Below are 16056 nucleotides of genomic sequence, written 5' to 3'. Positions count from 1 at the left end.
GGCAGTTTCTTTTTGTATCAGGCAGGTGGTTGGAATCGGACATATCCCCATCATCCGTTCATATACTGGTACAAGACCTATAACTTGTACAGGAGGGTGTATGACTTATTCCATCTAAAGCAAAACTACAGCAGTGGCTGTTTGATTAATAAGTTAAGCCCGCAATAACTAATATTATATTACGAAGCGAGTTATTGCCCAATGAACCACAAACTGTTTCATTAGGTTTTACTCTCGCAATAACTTTTAGGAGGTCACGAATGAGGCGCGTATGTTTATCCATCCGTCAGTTGGGAGTTCTGGTTGTTGCGGGCTGCATCTTGCTGGGAATCCCGCCGATCATGGTGAGTGCAGCTCCAAGTCCTGTTTATACCCATGCCAGAGGAGTGGCATTAATTGATGTTGAATCCGGCAGGCTTCTCTATAGCTCCAATGGGGACAAACCCATGAAAATAGCAAGTTTAACGAAAATCATGACTGCGATAGTGGCCATCGAGCACGGGAAGCTATCCGATATGGTCAAGACAAGCGTTCGCGCTGCAGGCAGGGAAGGTTCGTCCATATATTTGAAGAAGGGCGAAGAAATGAGTCTTCAAAACATGCTGTACGGTCTAATGCTTCGTTCAGGCAATGATGCAGCAACAGCTATTTCAGAGCATGTCGGAGGCTCGGAAGAAGGGTTCGTTCATATGATGAACGACAAGGCCCAGATGCTGGGGCTCACCAATACGCAGTTTATGAATCCGCATGGTCTTGATGCCGAAGGTCATTATTCGTCTGCCAATGATTTGGCCAAGCTTACCGCTTACGCACTTAAGAACCCTACCTTCAAAGCCATAGTAAAAACGAAAGTGAAGACCGCTCCGAACCCAAATGATGAATGGGATTACTCCTGGAAAAATAAAAACCGGATGCTCACGATGTATGAAGGCGCGGATGGCGTCAAGACCGGTTACACCAAGCAAGCGCTGCGCTGCCTGGTCAGCTCGGCAACGAGGAATGGTCAGCAGCTGGCGGTTGTGACGTTAAACGACGGCGATGACTGGCTTGATCACCAGAAGCTGCTCAATTGGGGATTCAGCAACTATCCTTTAAGCGAGGTGACGCATAAAGGGCAGCCGATTAATGGTTACCCGCTGGCGGTCGGACGCACCCTGTTGTACCCTTTTGCCGAAGGGGAGAAGGAGGAGCTGCACTCGAAGCTGACGCTGCTTGACGCGCGTACGGCTGCTTATTCACTAGGTGAACGCGGCCATCTGGATTGGTTTTTAGGTGAAGCGAAAATCGGATCAACACCGGTATATGAGCCGCAGAGCGCACGGATTCGGCTGCCGGAGCATCCTGCTTCTGCAATGCAGCGGGATACTGCCGAAACAGCTGATGCGAAGCCCTGGAAGGAGTCATTCCTCCATGCATACAAGCTTACCTTATCAACGTTGTTCGGCGGGAAGGAGGCAGCAGGATGGTAAATATCATATGGCTATTTTTCATTGCGGTCAGTTTTGTCGCCGCGATCGTAAACGGCAGGATGGAAGCCTTAACCGAAGCAGCCTTTGAAGGGGCGAAGAGCGGCGTATCCGTGAGCTTCGGACTCATAAGCGTCATGGTCTTTTGGCTGGGTCTTATGCGGATTGGTGAGGATGCAGGGCTGCTGCGCAAAATCGCAGTTCTGCTGCAGCCTGTTGTTCGGTTTCTATTCCCCAGTGTGCCCAAAGGGCATCCCGCACTGGGCTACATAATGAGCAATATGAGCGCAAACATTCTTGGACTTGGGAATGCGGCGACTCCAATGGGCATTAAAGCGATGCAGGAGCTCCAGAAGCTGAATGAAGACAAAGAAACGGCTTCCGATGCCATGTGTACGCTGCTTGCGCTGAATACATCAAGCATAACGTTAGTTCCCACAACGCTTATTGCAATCAGGATGACCTACAGCTCGGCGCATCCCGCGGAAATCGTCGGTACAACCCTTGCAGCGACCCTGGTCGCTACAGCAGCTGCAATCGCTGCAGACCGGTGGTATAGAGGGCGGGCCAAACCTCCCAAATCAATAAACCGAGGAGGCTCTATCGATCGGACGAGCACGGCAAGCACCCTGTATAACGACTCATCCGGCGCCGGAAAGGGTGAGGCTATTGTATGAATGGATAACGGCTGTCTCGGCATGGACGATTCCTCTTATGATCGTATTTATCCCGCTTTATGCGGCCTTTCGAAAAGTGCCTGTTTACGAAACCTTTATTGAAGGGGCTAAGGATGGCTTTGGCACGGCAATCAATATTATTCCGCATCTTGTCGGGATGATGGTTGCCATCAGCATGTTTCGGGCATCAGGTGCGATGGATATGCTTGTCTCCATTATCAGTCCGCTGGTTGATCGTCTTGGAATCCCAAGCGAGGTTCTCCCGCTCGGCTTACTCCGTCCCCTTACAGGAGCGGGATCGCTTGCATTTACTACGGAATTAATTAAGACCTACGGTCCGGATTCAATGATCGGCCGTATCGCCTCCACCATTCAGGGCAGTACAGATACCACCTTATATGTATTGACAGTTTATTTTGGCGCAGTCGGCATTCGCCGAAGCCGCTATGCGCTTAAGGTAGGATTATTTTCAGATTTGGTCGGCTTTGCAGCAGCTATCATCATTTGCTTATTTGTATTCGGTTAACTTGGTATGAAGTTAAAACCTTGCAGCGCCCAGCAGTCCGTTTGTGCGAAATGTCAGGCCCGTGACCGCCGACATTCATCGCGCCAGCGGGCTTATTTGATGTCCGCTTTCCTTTATTAGGGCTTTTAGGGTATGATGAAGGATGAGGTGAAATCATTGGAACGTTTACAGAAAATTTTGGCGCAAGCGGGTGTAGCTTCGCGCCGCAAGTGTGAAGAGCTCATTTTGGCTGGAGAAGTGCAGGTCAATGAGGAAACGGTAACGACACTCGGAGTGAAAGCTGATCCGGCTGTTGATATCATTACGGTAAAAGGCAGACGAATCAAAAGCGAGACGAAACTCTATCTCATGCTGAATAAGCCGAAGGGTGTTATTACGAGCGCAAGCGACCCGCAAGGTCGCAAGATTGTATCCGATTTTTTGCCGGGTATCAAAGAACGCGTCTATCCTGTCGGCCGGCTTGATTACGATACAGAAGGACTTTTGCTGCTAACGAATGACGGCGAATTCGCGAACCTGCTTACGCATCCAAGCCATCATGTACCTAAGACATACTGGGCGACGGTAAAAGGCACACCGCACGGGTCAGCTTTGGAGAGATTGCAAAACGGCGTTCTGCTTGAGGACGGAATGACGGCTCCCGCTGAAGTCGAATATCACGATGTGGATGAAGAGAAGAATCAAACGACGATTTCCATCACGATTTATGAGGGGCGTAATCGTCAAGTAAGGCGGATGTTCGATGCAATTAACCATCCGGTCATTCTGCTGCGCAGAATAAAATTCGGCGATTTGAGCTTACTCGGGCTAGCCAGAGGGAAGTATCGCCATTTAACGCCTAAAGAGGTAAAAGATTTGCTGGCTTCGGCTGTCAAGACACATAAAATTCAAAAATAACAAGCGACGGCAACCTCAATTGCCGTCGAATTTTCGTTATAATGATAATTATAATCATTATAACAGCATAAGGGCGGTGACATAGGCACGTGAATAAGAACCGCAGAGTCATTCAGATCATTATATTTCTCGGCGTGCTGCTGCTGGGCGGCTATGCGATAGGGAATGCTTTGTTCGGAACCCATGACGGTCTGCCAAGTAAAGGCTCGAAGCCGCCTGATTTTGCGCTACTAGGCAATGACGGTAAAGCACACCGGCTGACTGATTACAAAGGTAAAGCGCTTGTCATTAATTTCTGGGGTACATTCTGCCCAGGCTGCGTTACGGAGACGCCGGACCTGGAAGCACAGTACAAGAAAAAGGGAGACAAGCCTCTTGAGATTGTCGGCATTAATTTGGGTGAAGACAATCTAACGGTGAATAATTTTATTAAGCAGTTTGATGTAAGCTATGATATTTTGCATGATGAGAACCGAAAAGTGGAGCGTCAGTATGGATTGAAATCGTATCCGACAACTTTTTTTGTGAAACCGGATGGAACGATTATGGACATTTTCGTCGGGCCGATGACGGAAAAGGACATTGACGAGCGCGTCACGAAATTGCTTCAGTCCTAACCGAGGGAGGTCTATTGGCTTGTTAGAGTTTGAAAATACAAAGTGTGAATGCGGACACCAGAATCCTGTAGGCACCGTGCTTTGTGAGAGCTGCGGCAACCCGCTGGATATCGGTGATGATGAGAATGCAGATCGGGATGCTCCGCTGGAAATGCGCTACGACGGTATTGCAAGACGTTCGCAAAAGAGCAACCCCTCTGTCATTGACCGTGTTTGGAACTTTTTCTCTTCTGTTAAAGTTGCCGTGCGTCTAATCATCATCACGCTGCTCGCGTCGATGATAGGAACGATTTTCACACAGGAAAATGCATTCGTATCGTTTGATCCATCCACCTATTACGAAGAGCGTTATGGTTGGATCGGCAAATGGTATTATAAGCTTGGTTTATCCAATACTTACGAGTCCTGGTGGTTTATCGGATTGCTTGTTATGATCGGGACATCGCTGGTTATCTGCAGTCTCGACCGCGTGCTGCCGCTCTACCGGGCGCTGAATAAACAGCAAATACGGAAACACTTTCAATTTCTGACGCGCCAGAAAACGGTGTTTGCAGAAGATATTGAGAGTAACGAGGAAGAATGGACAGGCAAATTGGCCGAACAGCTGAAAAAGCGCCATTTTCGCGTGAAACAGGATGGAGCCGCACTGCTGGCAGAGAAAAACCGGTTCAGCCGATGGGGCCCTTATATTAATCATATCGGTCTTATTATCTTCTTGATGGCTGTGCTGCTTCGTACACTTCCGGGCTGGTCGATGGATAATTATGTAACGGTTCCTGAAGGCGAGACGGTACAAATTCCGGATACCAGCTACTACATCAAGAATGAGAAGTTCACGATCAATTACTATACAGACGCCGAGCTGCCGAAGGAGCTCCAAGGTACAGCCCGCGCCAAGCTTTATGAGACGAAGGCAGTCTTATATGCCTGTACCGCGGACTGCGATAATCCGGCCGTTGAGCCGAAGCTCGAGGAAGTAAAACGTCATAATATCATTGTGAATGATCCGCTTTCGTATAAAGGGCTCAAAGCTTATCAATTCGGATTTGATGATACCCCGAAACTTAAAGCGGTTAAACCGACACTGTTTGATAAGAAAACAGGTAAAGCGTATGGAACCTTCGATCTCGAGATGCGCAATCCGAAGCTGGAGTATAAATTAGGTCCTTATTCGCTTGTGCTGAAGCAAACCTACATGGACTTTGCTCTAAATGCCGAAGGACAGCCGTCGACCAAATCCAATGAGCCGAACGCGCCTGCCTTTGTTTTCCTCATTAAAGGGCCTGATCTGCCTGCGGAAGGCATGCCTTATATGTATTTTCCGAAGCAAATCGATAAACAGCGGTTCAGCCAAGATGTGATTAATGGTGAAATCGGTAAAAAGTTCGATCTAAAAGTGAAATCAATGAGCGATGTTACCTTTGCCGGTGTGGTCACCTCTTTGAATATCAGGGCGGATCGTGCGATGCCTTATATATGGGTGGGAGCGGGCATCTCAATGTTCGGTCTTCTGATCGGTTCGTACTGGCAGCACCGACGGGTTTGGCTTCGGGTCGACCAGGGCCGCGTGACGCTTGGCGCACACACGAATAAGAACAATTACGGCATGCGTGCCGAGGTCGCAGCCGTTTTGCGCGGTGTAGGCATTGTAGTAGATCCAAAGTCGCTCGATAACGGGAGGAACAAATCGTGAGTTTGCTTGATTTCAGCAGCGGCGCGTTTATAGCCGCATTTTTTCTTTATTGCTTTGGTTTTATGTTCTATGCTGTTTGTGTAGGCGGGCAGAAATGGAGCAACAGGAAGCCGGAGGAGCATGTTAGGCGCTGGGGGCGGATTGCTTACTTTACTTCGCTGCTGGCATTTGCTGCGCATCTGACCTTCTTCTTCACCCGCTGGATCGGCGGGGGACATATCCCGACAAGCAACATGTACGAGTTCATGTCCTTCCTGGCGATGGCGATTATGCTGGCTTTCTTTGTGGTTCATGCGATCTACCGCAAACCGCTGCTGGGATTGTTTACTCTTCCGCTGACGGTAATTATCGTTGCATTTGCGGCGGTGTTCCCGCAGGAAGTTCAGCCGCTCATACCGGCTCTGCAATCAGGCTGGCTTCGTATACATGTTACCACAGCTGCGCTGGGCGAAGCCTTCTTCGCAGTTGGATTTGCGGCAGGTCTTATGTATTTGCTGCGTACCGTGGATTTTAAACAAACAAGTGAGCAAGCCCGCCGTGAACAACGTTGGGTCGAGTTCACACTTTATGTCATCGTAATTATCATTGCATTCGTCAGCTCGGTGTTTGCATTCCGCGGTGCGGGCTATGAAGCGACTTTCTCTAAAGAGACGGTTACAATTGACGATAACGGAATTGAGAATTCATCTACTGAAACAGTCGTCTATTCGCTTCCTCCCATCTTTAAGCCATTTAACAGCCAGGATGTCTCCGTAGACTCTTTCCTTGGTATGAAAGAACCGTTAATGGAAACACCTACTTGGATGCACGGCGTTAATGCAGCAAGAAAGCTGAACACCATTACATGGTCCATTATTAATGGTTCGATTCTATATGGAATTATTCGATTGCTTCTTCGCAGACGGATCGGCGCAGCCATTCATCCGTTTATGGAGGGCATCGATGAGGATGATATCGACGAAATTAGTTACAGGGCGATCGCAATCGGGTATCCCATCTTTATGCTCGGTGCATTGATTTTCGCGATGATCTGGGCGTATATCGCCTGGTCACGCTTCTGGGGCTGGGATCCCAAAGAAGTATGGGCGCTTATTACATGGCTCTACTACACAGCGTATCTGCATTTGCGTCTGTCGCGCGGCTGGCACGGCAAGAAATCGGCATGGCTCGCTGTTATCGGCTTCGTCGTTGTTTTGTTTACATTAATTGGTGTTAATTTGGTTCTAGTCGGTCTGCATTCTTACGCCGGCGTATAAACCCTGATCATAATGATGATCGATTGAGAGGAGTCTGGTTCGCATGTCCGAGGAACTGCATCGTATTCTGGTTGTGGATGATGAAGAACGAATTCGCAGATTGCTAAAGATGTACCTGGAGAAGGAAGGGTACCTGATTGAGGAAGCTGAGGACGGAGAGTCAGCGCTGCGTCTTGCGACTGTGAGCGATTTTGATTTGATTCTGCTGGACGTTATGCTCCCTGGAATAGACGGGGTTGAAGTATGCTCTCGCCTGCGCCAAGTCAAAGCAACACCGGTTATTATGCTGACAGCCAAGGGCGAAGAGATGAACCGGGTTCAAGGCTTTGAAGTCGGTGCGGATGATTATGTGGTGAAACCGTTCAGCCCCCGTGAAGTGATCTATCGGGTCAAAGCGATTCTCCGCCGTTCCTCGGCTACAGCTTTCTTGTCGAAGGAAGCACTGACGAGCAACAATATCGTATTCCCTCATCTGATTATCGAGCATGACGCACATCGGGTGATGGCTGGAGGACAAGAGGTAAGTTTAACGCCAAAGGAATATGAGCTGCTTCATTACCTGGCGATTTCGCCCGATAAAGTGTTCTCTCGCGAAGAACTGCTTAAGGACGTTTGGAACTATGAGTTCTTCGGGGACCTGCGGACCGTGGACACTCACGTGAAAAGGCTGCGTGAGAAGCTGAATAAAGTGTCTCCGGAGGCGGCGGCCATGATCACCACAGTATGGGGTGTCGGATACAAACTGGAGGTTCCGAAGTAAGTGGTCATATGGCGGAGTGTAGTTGGCAAGCTGTGGATCACGATCATTGGACTCGTAGCGGTTGTTCTGCTCATACTGGGTATGTTTCTTCTCCAGTATATTGATATCGCATCATTTAAAGATCCTCATGACGTCAAGGTACTCTTCGTTTATACGTCTATTATCGGATTTTTGCTCTCGACGTTCTTCGCTTTTTTCCTGTCTACGAAGATCACCCAGCCGCTGCTTCAAATGAAAAAGGCGGCGGATTTGATCTCTCAGGGAGAATATCGGACACGGGTACCGATTCGGTCCTCCGATGAAATCGGAGACTTGGCAAATACGTTTAACCATATGGCTGCAGAGCTGGATACCTTGATTCGTGATTTGAATCATGAGAAAGATCATTTGGGCAGCGTACTTCGGAGTATGGCGGATGCGGTTGTTACATTCAATGCGGATGGGCATGTCATTCTTGCTAATCCTCACGGTCAGCAGCTTATAGATCGATGGAACCAGCTGGAGTGGACGAATGATGAGACGAATCGCAGCGGTAAGCTGATGCGCGGTCAAGTCCCTGGTCCAATGTTCGAGCTGTACCGCAAGGTGTTGAGAGAAGGGCATGACTTGACGGATAAGATTCATGTTCAAAGCGGAGCTTGGTCGGTTGTGATGGCGCCGCTTAAGTCTAATGAGTCGGTGCGGGGTGCGGTCGCTGTGATGAGGAATGTAACGGAAGAGTCGAAGCTTGAGAAGCTGCGCCGGGACTTCGTTGCCAATGTCTCACATGAGATCAGAACGCCTCTTTCGATGCTGCAGGGGTACAGTGAAGCTCTGCTGGACGATATCGCCGCTTCTCCAGAAGAACGTAAGGAGCTCGTCCAGGTTATTTATGATGAATCCTTGCGGATGGGACGGCTGGTGAAGGACCTGCTGGATCTTGCGCGGATGGAAGCAGGCCATATCGAGATGAAGCTGGAGCAGGTAGACCTCGAGAGCCTGATGAGACGCGTTCACCGGAAGTTTCTTGTAATCGCGAAGGAACGAAACATTCGTCTGCAGTGTGTTGTTCCAAATGAACCGCTTATTATCGAAGCGGCGGATGAGGATCGTTTGGAGCAGGTACTGACGAATTTGCTGGACAATGCGCTTAGACATACGGATGGCGGGGCAGAAATCACGCTTTCGGCTAATCATGTCTCAATCGAACGTCAGCGGTTTATTGAGCTTAAAGTGATGGATGAAGGTCATGGTATTCCGCAGGACGATCTGCCTTATATCTTCGAGAGGTTCTATAAAGCCGATAAAGCCCGGACACGGGGGGCTACTTCAGGAGGAACCGGCCTCGGCCTTGCTATCGTTAAGAATATCGTGGAATCGCACCGGGGCCATATCCACGCGGATAGCGTTGTGGGCAAAGGTACGACATTCACACTGCTGTTTCCTGTCGAAGCAGTGTAACCTATAGCGAAGCGCTTCGATTCGAAGCGCTTTTTTTGTTGAAGGAAGCCGACTAATCTTGTTGGTCGTGAAACAATTCACTTTTTTTGTTCATTCATGAAGAAGAATAGGATAATGCCATCCTGCTTGCGGAGTGGGGTTATTTTGCCTTAGATCTATCAGAATGGATTTGTGAAAGCAGCCATTCAGGGTCGCATAAAAAAGAGCGCCCACATCAGTTGGCGCTCTTCGTCTAGTTACATATTTTGGTTTAGAACAGATTAATTTCCTTCGCTTTGTTCAAGTCTGGCAATTTAACAAGCTCGGAAATGGTATCTTTGGAAACTGGTTTATCAACGGTCAATACCATAATGGCAGATCCACCGACAAGCTCGCGTCCAACCTGCATCGTTGCAATGTTAACATCGTTCTTGCCAAGAAGCGTACCGACATTACCGATGATACCTGGTTTATCATTGTGCGAGATAAGAATCAGGTTACCTTCAGGAGCAACGTCAACTGGGAATCTGTCGATTTGCACGATACGCTGACCGTAACCAGTTAGCAGGGTACCGGCTACCAGACGCTCAGCTCTCTTCGAACGTAGAGATACCGTAACAAGGTTGGTGAAATCACGGGCGATATGCGATTTTTGAACGACGATATTTACGCTGCGTTCTTTAGCCAGATGCATGGAGTTGACCACATTGACTTGTTCTGATCCAAGATGATGGGACAGTACACCGCGTACAATATAGCGTGTAAGAGGCTGCGTATCCACCTCGGCAAGCTCTCCGGAGTAGCTGACTGTAATTTCTTCCACCGCGCCCTCAATGAGCTGAGCCACGAAGCTTCCAAGCTTCTCGCCAAGGCTGAAGTAAGGCTGCAAAATATTCAAAATGTTCGCAGGAATCGGCGGCATGTTCACCGCATTCATGAACGGTTTGTCACGAAGGATATTAAGCACCTGCTCCGAAACGTCGATTGCGACATTTTCTTGTGCTTCGACAGTGGAAGCGCCAAGGTGAGGGGTAACGATGATTTTGGGATTATTCAAAAATGGATGATCTGCTGCTGGAGGCTCCGATTCGAATACGTCAAAGGCAGCTCCGGCGACTATACCCTGATCGATAGCTTCAACAAGCGCTTGCTCATCGATTAGTCCACCGCGTGCGCAGTTAACGATGCGCATGCCTTTTTTCATAATCTCAAATTGCGGCCTTGAAATCATATGGCGGGTTTCCGGTGTAAGCGGCGTATGAACAGTGATGAAGTCGGCATTTCTTACGATATCATCGATGCTCGATAGACGGATACCGAGTTTTTCTGCACGTTCTTCGGTCAAGAATGGGTCGTATCCCCAAATTTCCATTCCAAATGCTTTGGCACGCTTGGCCACTTCGCTTCCGATACGGCCTGTTCCAAGAACACCCAGCACTTTGTTGCGGAGCTCGACACCGAGGAAGGATTTGCGATCCCATTCACCGCCGACTGTTTTCAAGTAAGCTTGAGGAATGTGACGCGCCACGGACATCATCATTGCAAACGTATGCTCACAGGTAGTGATTGTGTTTCCGTCAGGAGCATTAATGACAATGATACCGCGCTGTGTAGCGGCTGCCAGGTCGATGTTATCAACGCCAACTCCGGCACGGCCGATAACTTTAAGTTTTTTTCCGGCTTCCATAATACGCGCGGTCACACGTGTCTGGCTGCGAACAAGCAGAGCGTCATAATCGCCGATGATAGCGACAAGCTCGTCCTCGCTTAGTCCAGGGTTCTTGTCTACAGCAACATCTTCTGCGTCTACAAGTTTCTGAATACCTAGATCGCTGATCGGGTCTGAAACCAATACTTTAAACATGGTGGATTGCCTCCTGAGAGTTTTTTGCGCTTCAAAGCAGCAAAGCACATTGTTATGTAGGTATATAAGAAGCGAAAAACCCTCGCCATTCGGCTGTTTCTTGCGTCAGCTAAAGGCGAGAGTCTGTACACACTTGATGCTCTTTTCAAAAAAGATAAAAGCAGTTGCACGTCATACATTAGCCTTTACTATTTTAAGCAAGAATACAGACAAATGCAATGCCGAAACTTGCTCATTTGTGAAAATTTCGTTATGATCGACCGTGAATAGGGGGAGATTTTGTGGAACGATGGACGAATACTGAACCGGAACATTTTTTGAAGCAAGTTAAAGCAGGAGAGCTTACGAAAGCACAAATCATTGATGTTCGTGAGCAGGAAGAATGGGACTATTACCATATAGAGACATCCACACTGATTCCGCTGCAAACGATCCCGAATCGTCTTGATGAATTTCAAAGCAATGGTCTACCCATATATATCTTTGCGCACACGGCGTGCGAAGCGTGGCAGCCTGCCGCTACCTAGATGAAAGAGGCTACGGCAACCTCCGCAACGTTTCTGGCGGCATGGCTGCAGTAGCCTCTCTGGAAGGCTTTCAATATGACTAAGCGGTTTATCTATTCATTGGGCGGATAGAAAAATGGCAGTTGCGGGAGCAGCTCTTTCTCATACAGCTTCGCTTTACTGTCATTGAAATCACCGGCGCGCACGGCATCTGTGCTGATGAGCAGATCAACGACAGCGTCTACCGTTTTCATTTTCATGCTGCTCGCTTGACCGGAATTAATAAACTCGTCTACACGGGATACGAGATCCTGCGGGTAAAAGGCAGCGAGCTGTTTTCTTGCATTGAGCTGGTCAGCCATGAGTTTATTCTTCACAGACAGCTGAAGCGTCTTCCATTTCTGTATATCGAGCACAGCAGGCGATGTGTACTGATCCGGAATGTTCGGGTTCACGGATGAACTCCACTTTAGCATGGCGTAATAGTAACTTTGCTGACCCGCCATAGCTTGCTTGACCCCTTCAAGATAGTAGGCATCTTTCTCAATGGCTTTCACAAGATCGGATGATGACATGTCATTGGATGATACCGCACCGCGCTTTGAAGCATCGCTAAACATCTTAAGACATTTCAGCAATTGAAGCTGTGCCTGCTCAAGAAGCGGAGATGCCTTTGAGAAGGGCGCATGTTCGGCCTCGGAATACTTCTGATCGGCCAAGCTTGATAATTCTTTAAGAGACGAAGCGGGATCGTTAATTTGTCCGGAAGACATTTTATGTATAGTTTGAAACCATTCTGCTTGGAATTCACGGTAAGGCAAGAATACAGTATGATAGAAAGAAACCAAATCCTGCTGCTGATAGGCTGTAACAATACCGTTTTTGCTGCTTAAATGCACCTTGAATTGAACGAGTTTAGCTTCTGTTTTATCCGAACCGACCTTTATACCGTAGAAAAAGGCTCCGACTGCAAAAATAAGCATGAATAAAAAACCAAGGCTAAACAGCATTTCAGTTCGAGTAATACGTTTCTCCATGTTAATCCCCTTCATCTCTATATTTCTTGGTGGTTATAAAATAAAATAAATGTATTTATATGTAAAATATTGTATTTTCATGTCGGCTTAACGTCCTACTAGTATAGGTGAAAACATTTGAAAAGGAAATATGAACCTTTATGACAGGCGGTTACCTATGAAAAAATTCGATATACGCAATATTCGATTTAAAAAGGTTACAATTGACCAAATCGATGACCGCTTGCTGCTTATTAATTTATATGTGACTCAAAGCGTTACCTTTATTATCGGTTTAATCTGGGTATTATTTCAGCATCGAAACCCATTTTTGCTATTTTCTGTCCCAAAATCTTTATCTTTTTTATTATGGGGCCTCGGGTTGGCCGCACTTGTGCTTGCAGTTGATTTACTCGTATCCCGTTTTGTACCTGAAGAAGTGGGGGATGACGGAGGGGTAAATGAACGTATTTTCAAAAATAGGCCCGTTTGGCATATTGCTGTGATGTCGCTCATTATTGCAATATGTGAAGAAACCTTGTTCAGAGGAGCGGTACAGCATAATATCGGTCCCTATTGGACGAGCATTATTTTCGCAGTCATTCATGTCCGCTATTTGCGCCATTGGATTCCAACGGGTCTTGTTTTTTCCATTAGTTATGCGCTAGGCTGGATCTATATCCAGACGGATACGTTGTGGGCGCCGATCTTAGCCCATTTCGTCATTGATATGGTTATGGGATTCGTAATTCGGTTTCGGAGGGAAGAATGAGCAGAGTCGAAAAGTTTGGCAGAGGGCGTACGCCTCCCCCTTCCAAGAAGTCTTTCAAGAAATCTAATGAAGAAACGGCAGCAGCCTCAGAGATGTTCGTAGAACAAGCTGAAGATGGCTTGCCTGCAAGGCGGCATATTCATCCTTCCAATAAGCAGCAAATGACGAAATGGTTCTATCGCTTACTTATCGTCCTCTTCATATCATTATCAATTGGTCTGCTTATCTGGGGAAGGCAGTATGCTAAGTTCTAGGGGATCTTGAACACCGATTGAAAGGGGGCAGCCATTCGTGTTAGGTTATTTGATTAGCTTAGCTGCTGCTGCAGCAGGGTTTTTGAGTTATATGGTTTGGGAGTCCTACCGCTATCGAATTGATGAACAGACCATAGAATTGCAGCGACTCCCAGCTTCATTCGATCGCACCAGGATATTATTTATTTCAGACATACATAGACGCAGCATTACTGATGATTTGATTGCACGCTGCCTGTCAGCCGGGCGAACCGATTTGGTATTAATCGGCGGTGATTTACGCGAGAAAGGGGTGCCGCTTCAGCGCAGCCGGGAAAATATCCGGAAACTGATGAAAATTGCACCCGTGTATATGGTTTATGGAAATCATGATTATGATGAAGATATTCGTCCCCTAGAGGTGATGCTTCAAGAAGAGCGGGTGCGATTGCTCCATAATGAATCGGTCGTGCTTGAACAGAAGGATGGAAGCCGCATACGGCTTGCAGGAGTGGATGATCCCAGAACGAAACGCGATCGCCTGGAGCGTGCATTAAGCGAGCCGGCAGACGGGGATGAATTATTCACCTTGCTGCTGGCTCATGATCCTGCGATTGTTTTTCGGATGGAGGGGGCTTCTTCAATCGATCTGATTCTTTGCGGACATACGCATGGAGGTCAGGTAGCGCTCCCGTTTATTGGCCCAGTCATGCGGCATCCCTTCGAGAAGATCTGCTGGCGCGGCTGGTTCAACCTTAATAATCCGCAAACGGCCGGAGAATGGCTGCCCCGGCTGTTCGTCAGCTGCGGCTATGGGACCTCTAAACTGCCTATCCGCCTGCTTGCACCGGCTCAGCTGCATCTATTTACTTTGCGCTCTTCGGCTGCGCTGGCACCGAATCAATCGAAGCCGGATCGATAAAGCCATACCCTTTCTGCTCAAGCTTGGTTAACAGCGAATCCAATGCATTGACCGTCCATGGCAGCTCGTGCATAAGAATATTGGCGCCAGGGTGAAGCTGGTCGAGTACATTTTGAATGACAAGCTCGGGTTTGTCTTTTGTGCTTTTGTCCCAATCCAATGAGCCATTAGACCAAGTCATGAACAGCATGCCCTCTTTTTTCACTGCTTGCTTAACAGCATCGCCTCCAGAACCAAAGGGAGGCCGGAAGAAGGTGGGCGATTTTCCTATTGTTTCTTTCACAATTTTCTGTACGTCGGCAATTTGTTTCATAACAACAGCTGGAGTCTCTTTCTTTAAATCAATATGATCCCAAGAGTGATTGCCTATCGTCTGACCGCGGTCGGCTATTTTTTTGAGCAGTTCCGGATGTTTCTTCACGCGGTAGCCGTTGACGAAGAAGATAGCCTTTGCTTTATGTTTATCCAGCGTATCAAGTAATCCTGTAATCATCTCGTCTTCTTTAGGTCCGTCATCGAAGGTGAGAAGGACGACTTTGTTGGAAGCTGCTTTGGAAATGGGCTCAAAGCGGTAGACCTTGTTCATCCGGTACAACTTCGCAGCAGCCTCGGAAGGTTTTTTGCCGCCGGCTGGCGGCTGATTCGCTGCGCCTGCATTCGGATCTGCCGGATTTGCGGCTTCGTTTGTTCCGCCTGCCGGAGTGGAAGAGGGCTGCGGTTCTTTCTCGGGCGACTTGGTGCTGCCAGGTTGATTTACAGGGCGATTAGCAGAAGTATCGGAATGCGGAGCCTTGCTGTTCCCTTTGCCGGTGACCGATTCTTTAGGAGAAGCGGCACATCCTGTCGTTAACGTTAGAGCGACGATAATAGCGGCTGCTGCTTTTGCCCGCATGTAAGATGCCATATTCGTTACCTCCCGTTGATTGCCAATTTCTTATTAGGTGCCCTCATTGTAACATATGTCACCGCCAGCCGAAATTTTCGGTTTCCTTTTTTTGTGATGGGATGACTCCTCAGCAGGAAGGCCAAACTATATGCGAATCCTAATGATAATCAAGGAGGATTGCAGAGATGAAATGGAGCGGATTTCTGATTGGGGGCATTGCTGGGATGGCTGCAGCCGCATATGTGGCGAAGAAGCGTCCGGGAATGTTTGCCTGGGCGAGCTCGGCAGCGGGTGAAGCATGGACAGGCATGAGAGGCAGAGCATTGAATGCGGTGATTAACCGTAAATTTAATCACGCTGCGGAGAAAACTGTCCCAAAGCACAGCGATTTATCCAAAGAACATTCCACTGATGCCTGGGGACAGATTACAATGCTAATGAATAGTGATCCCGAGGTTAAAAAAGAAGCAGAGCAAATTGCTGCTGAAGCTAAAACGCATTAAAAAAAAATGAATCGTTTGCCCGTCGGTTTTCGTATACAAATAG

The 16056-nt window shown here is 48.0% G+C and carries 17 protein-coding genes; 14 read left to right on the top strand and 3 right to left on the bottom strand.

The features are described from left to right. The first annotated feature begins 260 nt into the window (after window positions 1–260). The 9 genes from ACFPYJ_RS17435 to ACFPYJ_RS17395 all read left to right on the top strand — a co-directional run bounded on the left by ACFPYJ_RS17435 (window position 261) and on the right by ACFPYJ_RS17395 (window position 9332). Complete coding sequence (locus ACFPYJ_RS17435) at window positions 261–1469, top strand: D-alanyl-D-alanine carboxypeptidase family protein (RefSeq protein ID WP_379189442.1); 1209 nt, start codon at window positions 261–263, stop codon at window positions 1467–1469. Next, window positions 1463–2143: a nucleoside recognition domain-containing protein gene (locus ACFPYJ_RS17430; RefSeq protein WP_379189441.1), complete on the top strand. Its 681-nt coding sequence runs from the start codon at window positions 1463–1465 to the stop codon at window positions 2141–2143. Before ACFPYJ_RS17435 ends, ACFPYJ_RS17430 begins: the two co-directional genes overlap by 7 nt. A gap of 37 nt (window positions 2144–2180) precedes the next feature. Further along, complete coding sequence (locus ACFPYJ_RS17425) at window positions 2181–2669, top strand: spore maturation protein (protein WP_379189515.1); 489 nt, start codon at window positions 2181–2183, stop codon at window positions 2667–2669. A gap of 156 nt (window positions 2670–2825) precedes the next feature. Further along, on the top strand, window positions 2826–3566 hold the full coding sequence (locus ACFPYJ_RS17420) for a pseudouridine synthase (RefSeq protein ID WP_379189440.1): 741 nt from the start codon (window positions 2826–2828) through the stop codon (window positions 3564–3566). A gap of 89 nt (window positions 3567–3655) precedes the next feature. Then, complete coding sequence (locus ACFPYJ_RS17415; protein WP_379189439.1) at window positions 3656–4183, top strand: redoxin domain-containing protein; 528 nt, start codon at window positions 3656–3658, stop codon at window positions 4181–4183. Window positions 4184–4202: 19 nt separating this feature from the next. Next, entirely contained in the window at window positions 4203–5876 is a 1674-nt protein-coding gene (resB, locus tag ACFPYJ_RS17410) for a cytochrome c biogenesis protein ResB (RefSeq protein WP_379189438.1), read from the top strand. Further along, the gene (gene ccsA / locus ACFPYJ_RS17405) at window positions 5873–7132 is read left to right on the top strand and encodes a cytochrome c biogenesis protein CcsA (protein ID WP_379189437.1); all 1260 of its coding nucleotides are present in this window, start codon (window positions 5873–5875) and stop codon (window positions 7130–7132) included. The genes resB and ccsA overlap by 4 nt, the downstream gene beginning before the upstream one ends. A gap of 43 nt (window positions 7133–7175) precedes the next feature. Next, on the top strand, window positions 7176–7892 hold the full coding sequence (locus ACFPYJ_RS17400) for a response regulator transcription factor (protein WP_379189436.1): 717 nt from the start codon (window positions 7176–7178) through the stop codon (window positions 7890–7892). Further along, window positions 7893–9332 (top strand): HAMP domain-containing sensor histidine kinase, encoded by a 1440-nt coding sequence (locus ACFPYJ_RS17395; RefSeq protein ID WP_379189435.1) that lies wholly within the window; start codon window positions 7893–7895, stop codon window positions 9330–9332. Between the two features lie 250 nt (window positions 9333–9582). On the opposite strand, the gene serA is transcribed toward ACFPYJ_RS17395, so the two are convergent. Then, window positions 9583–11175 (bottom strand): phosphoglycerate dehydrogenase, encoded by a 1593-nt coding sequence (serA, locus tag ACFPYJ_RS17390; protein ID WP_379189434.1) that lies wholly within the window; start codon window positions 11173–11175, stop codon window positions 9583–9585. Between the two features lie 281 nt (window positions 11176–11456). Between serA and ACFPYJ_RS17385 the strand changes: the two genes are divergently transcribed. Then, window positions 11457–11702 (top strand): rhodanese-like domain-containing protein, encoded by a 246-nt coding sequence (locus ACFPYJ_RS17385; protein WP_379189433.1) that lies wholly within the window; start codon window positions 11457–11459, stop codon window positions 11700–11702. 92 nt (window positions 11703–11794) lie between these two features. Here ACFPYJ_RS17385 and ACFPYJ_RS17380 read toward each other — a convergent pair whose 3' ends face one another. After that, the gene (locus ACFPYJ_RS17380; RefSeq protein ID WP_379189432.1) at window positions 11795–12718 is read right to left on the bottom strand and encodes a hypothetical protein; all 924 of its coding nucleotides are present in this window, start codon (window positions 12716–12718) and stop codon (window positions 11795–11797) included. A 157-nt stretch (window positions 12719–12875) separates the two neighbouring features. Between ACFPYJ_RS17380 and ACFPYJ_RS17375 the strand changes: the two genes are divergently transcribed. From ACFPYJ_RS17375 to ACFPYJ_RS17365, 3 genes are read left to right on the top strand one after another with little or no spacing between them, the layout of a single operon-like run. Continuing rightward, entirely contained in the window at window positions 12876–13469 is a 594-nt protein-coding gene (locus tag ACFPYJ_RS17375) for a CPBP family intramembrane glutamic endopeptidase (RefSeq protein WP_379189431.1), read from the top strand. Next, window positions 13466–13723, top strand: coding sequence for a hypothetical protein (locus tag ACFPYJ_RS17370; protein ID WP_379189430.1), 258 nt, complete (start codon window positions 13466–13468; stop codon window positions 13721–13723). The genes ACFPYJ_RS17375 and ACFPYJ_RS17370 overlap by 4 nt, the downstream gene beginning before the upstream one ends. Before the next feature lie 37 nt (window positions 13724–13760). After that, window positions 13761–14624, top strand: a complete 864-nt coding sequence (locus ACFPYJ_RS17365) for a metallophosphoesterase (protein WP_379189429.1) — start codon at window positions 13761–13763, stop codon at window positions 14622–14624. Here the strand turns inward: ACFPYJ_RS17365 and ACFPYJ_RS17360 are convergent. After that, a complete protein-coding gene (locus ACFPYJ_RS17360) occupies window positions 14569–15528 on the bottom strand; it encodes a polysaccharide deacetylase family protein (protein ID WP_379189428.1) in 960 nt (319 codons plus the stop codon). The two genes, ACFPYJ_RS17365 and ACFPYJ_RS17360, sit on opposite strands and share 56 nt — an antisense overlap. Before the next feature lie 167 nt (window positions 15529–15695). Here ACFPYJ_RS17360 and ACFPYJ_RS17355 point away from each other — a divergent pair, with 167 nt between their 5' ends. Next, a complete protein-coding gene (locus ACFPYJ_RS17355) occupies window positions 15696–16013 on the top strand; it encodes a hypothetical protein (RefSeq protein ID WP_379189427.1) in 318 nt (105 codons plus the stop codon). Window positions 16014–16056 lie beyond the last annotated feature (43 nt).

It is taken from the genome of Paenibacillus solisilvae (genome assembly GCF_042656405.1).
Lineage (GTDB): Bacteria > Bacillota > Bacilli > Paenibacillales > Paenibacillaceae > Paenibacillus_Z > Paenibacillus_Z solisilvae.
This window is presented reverse-complemented; position numbering and strand designations above follow the sequence as displayed.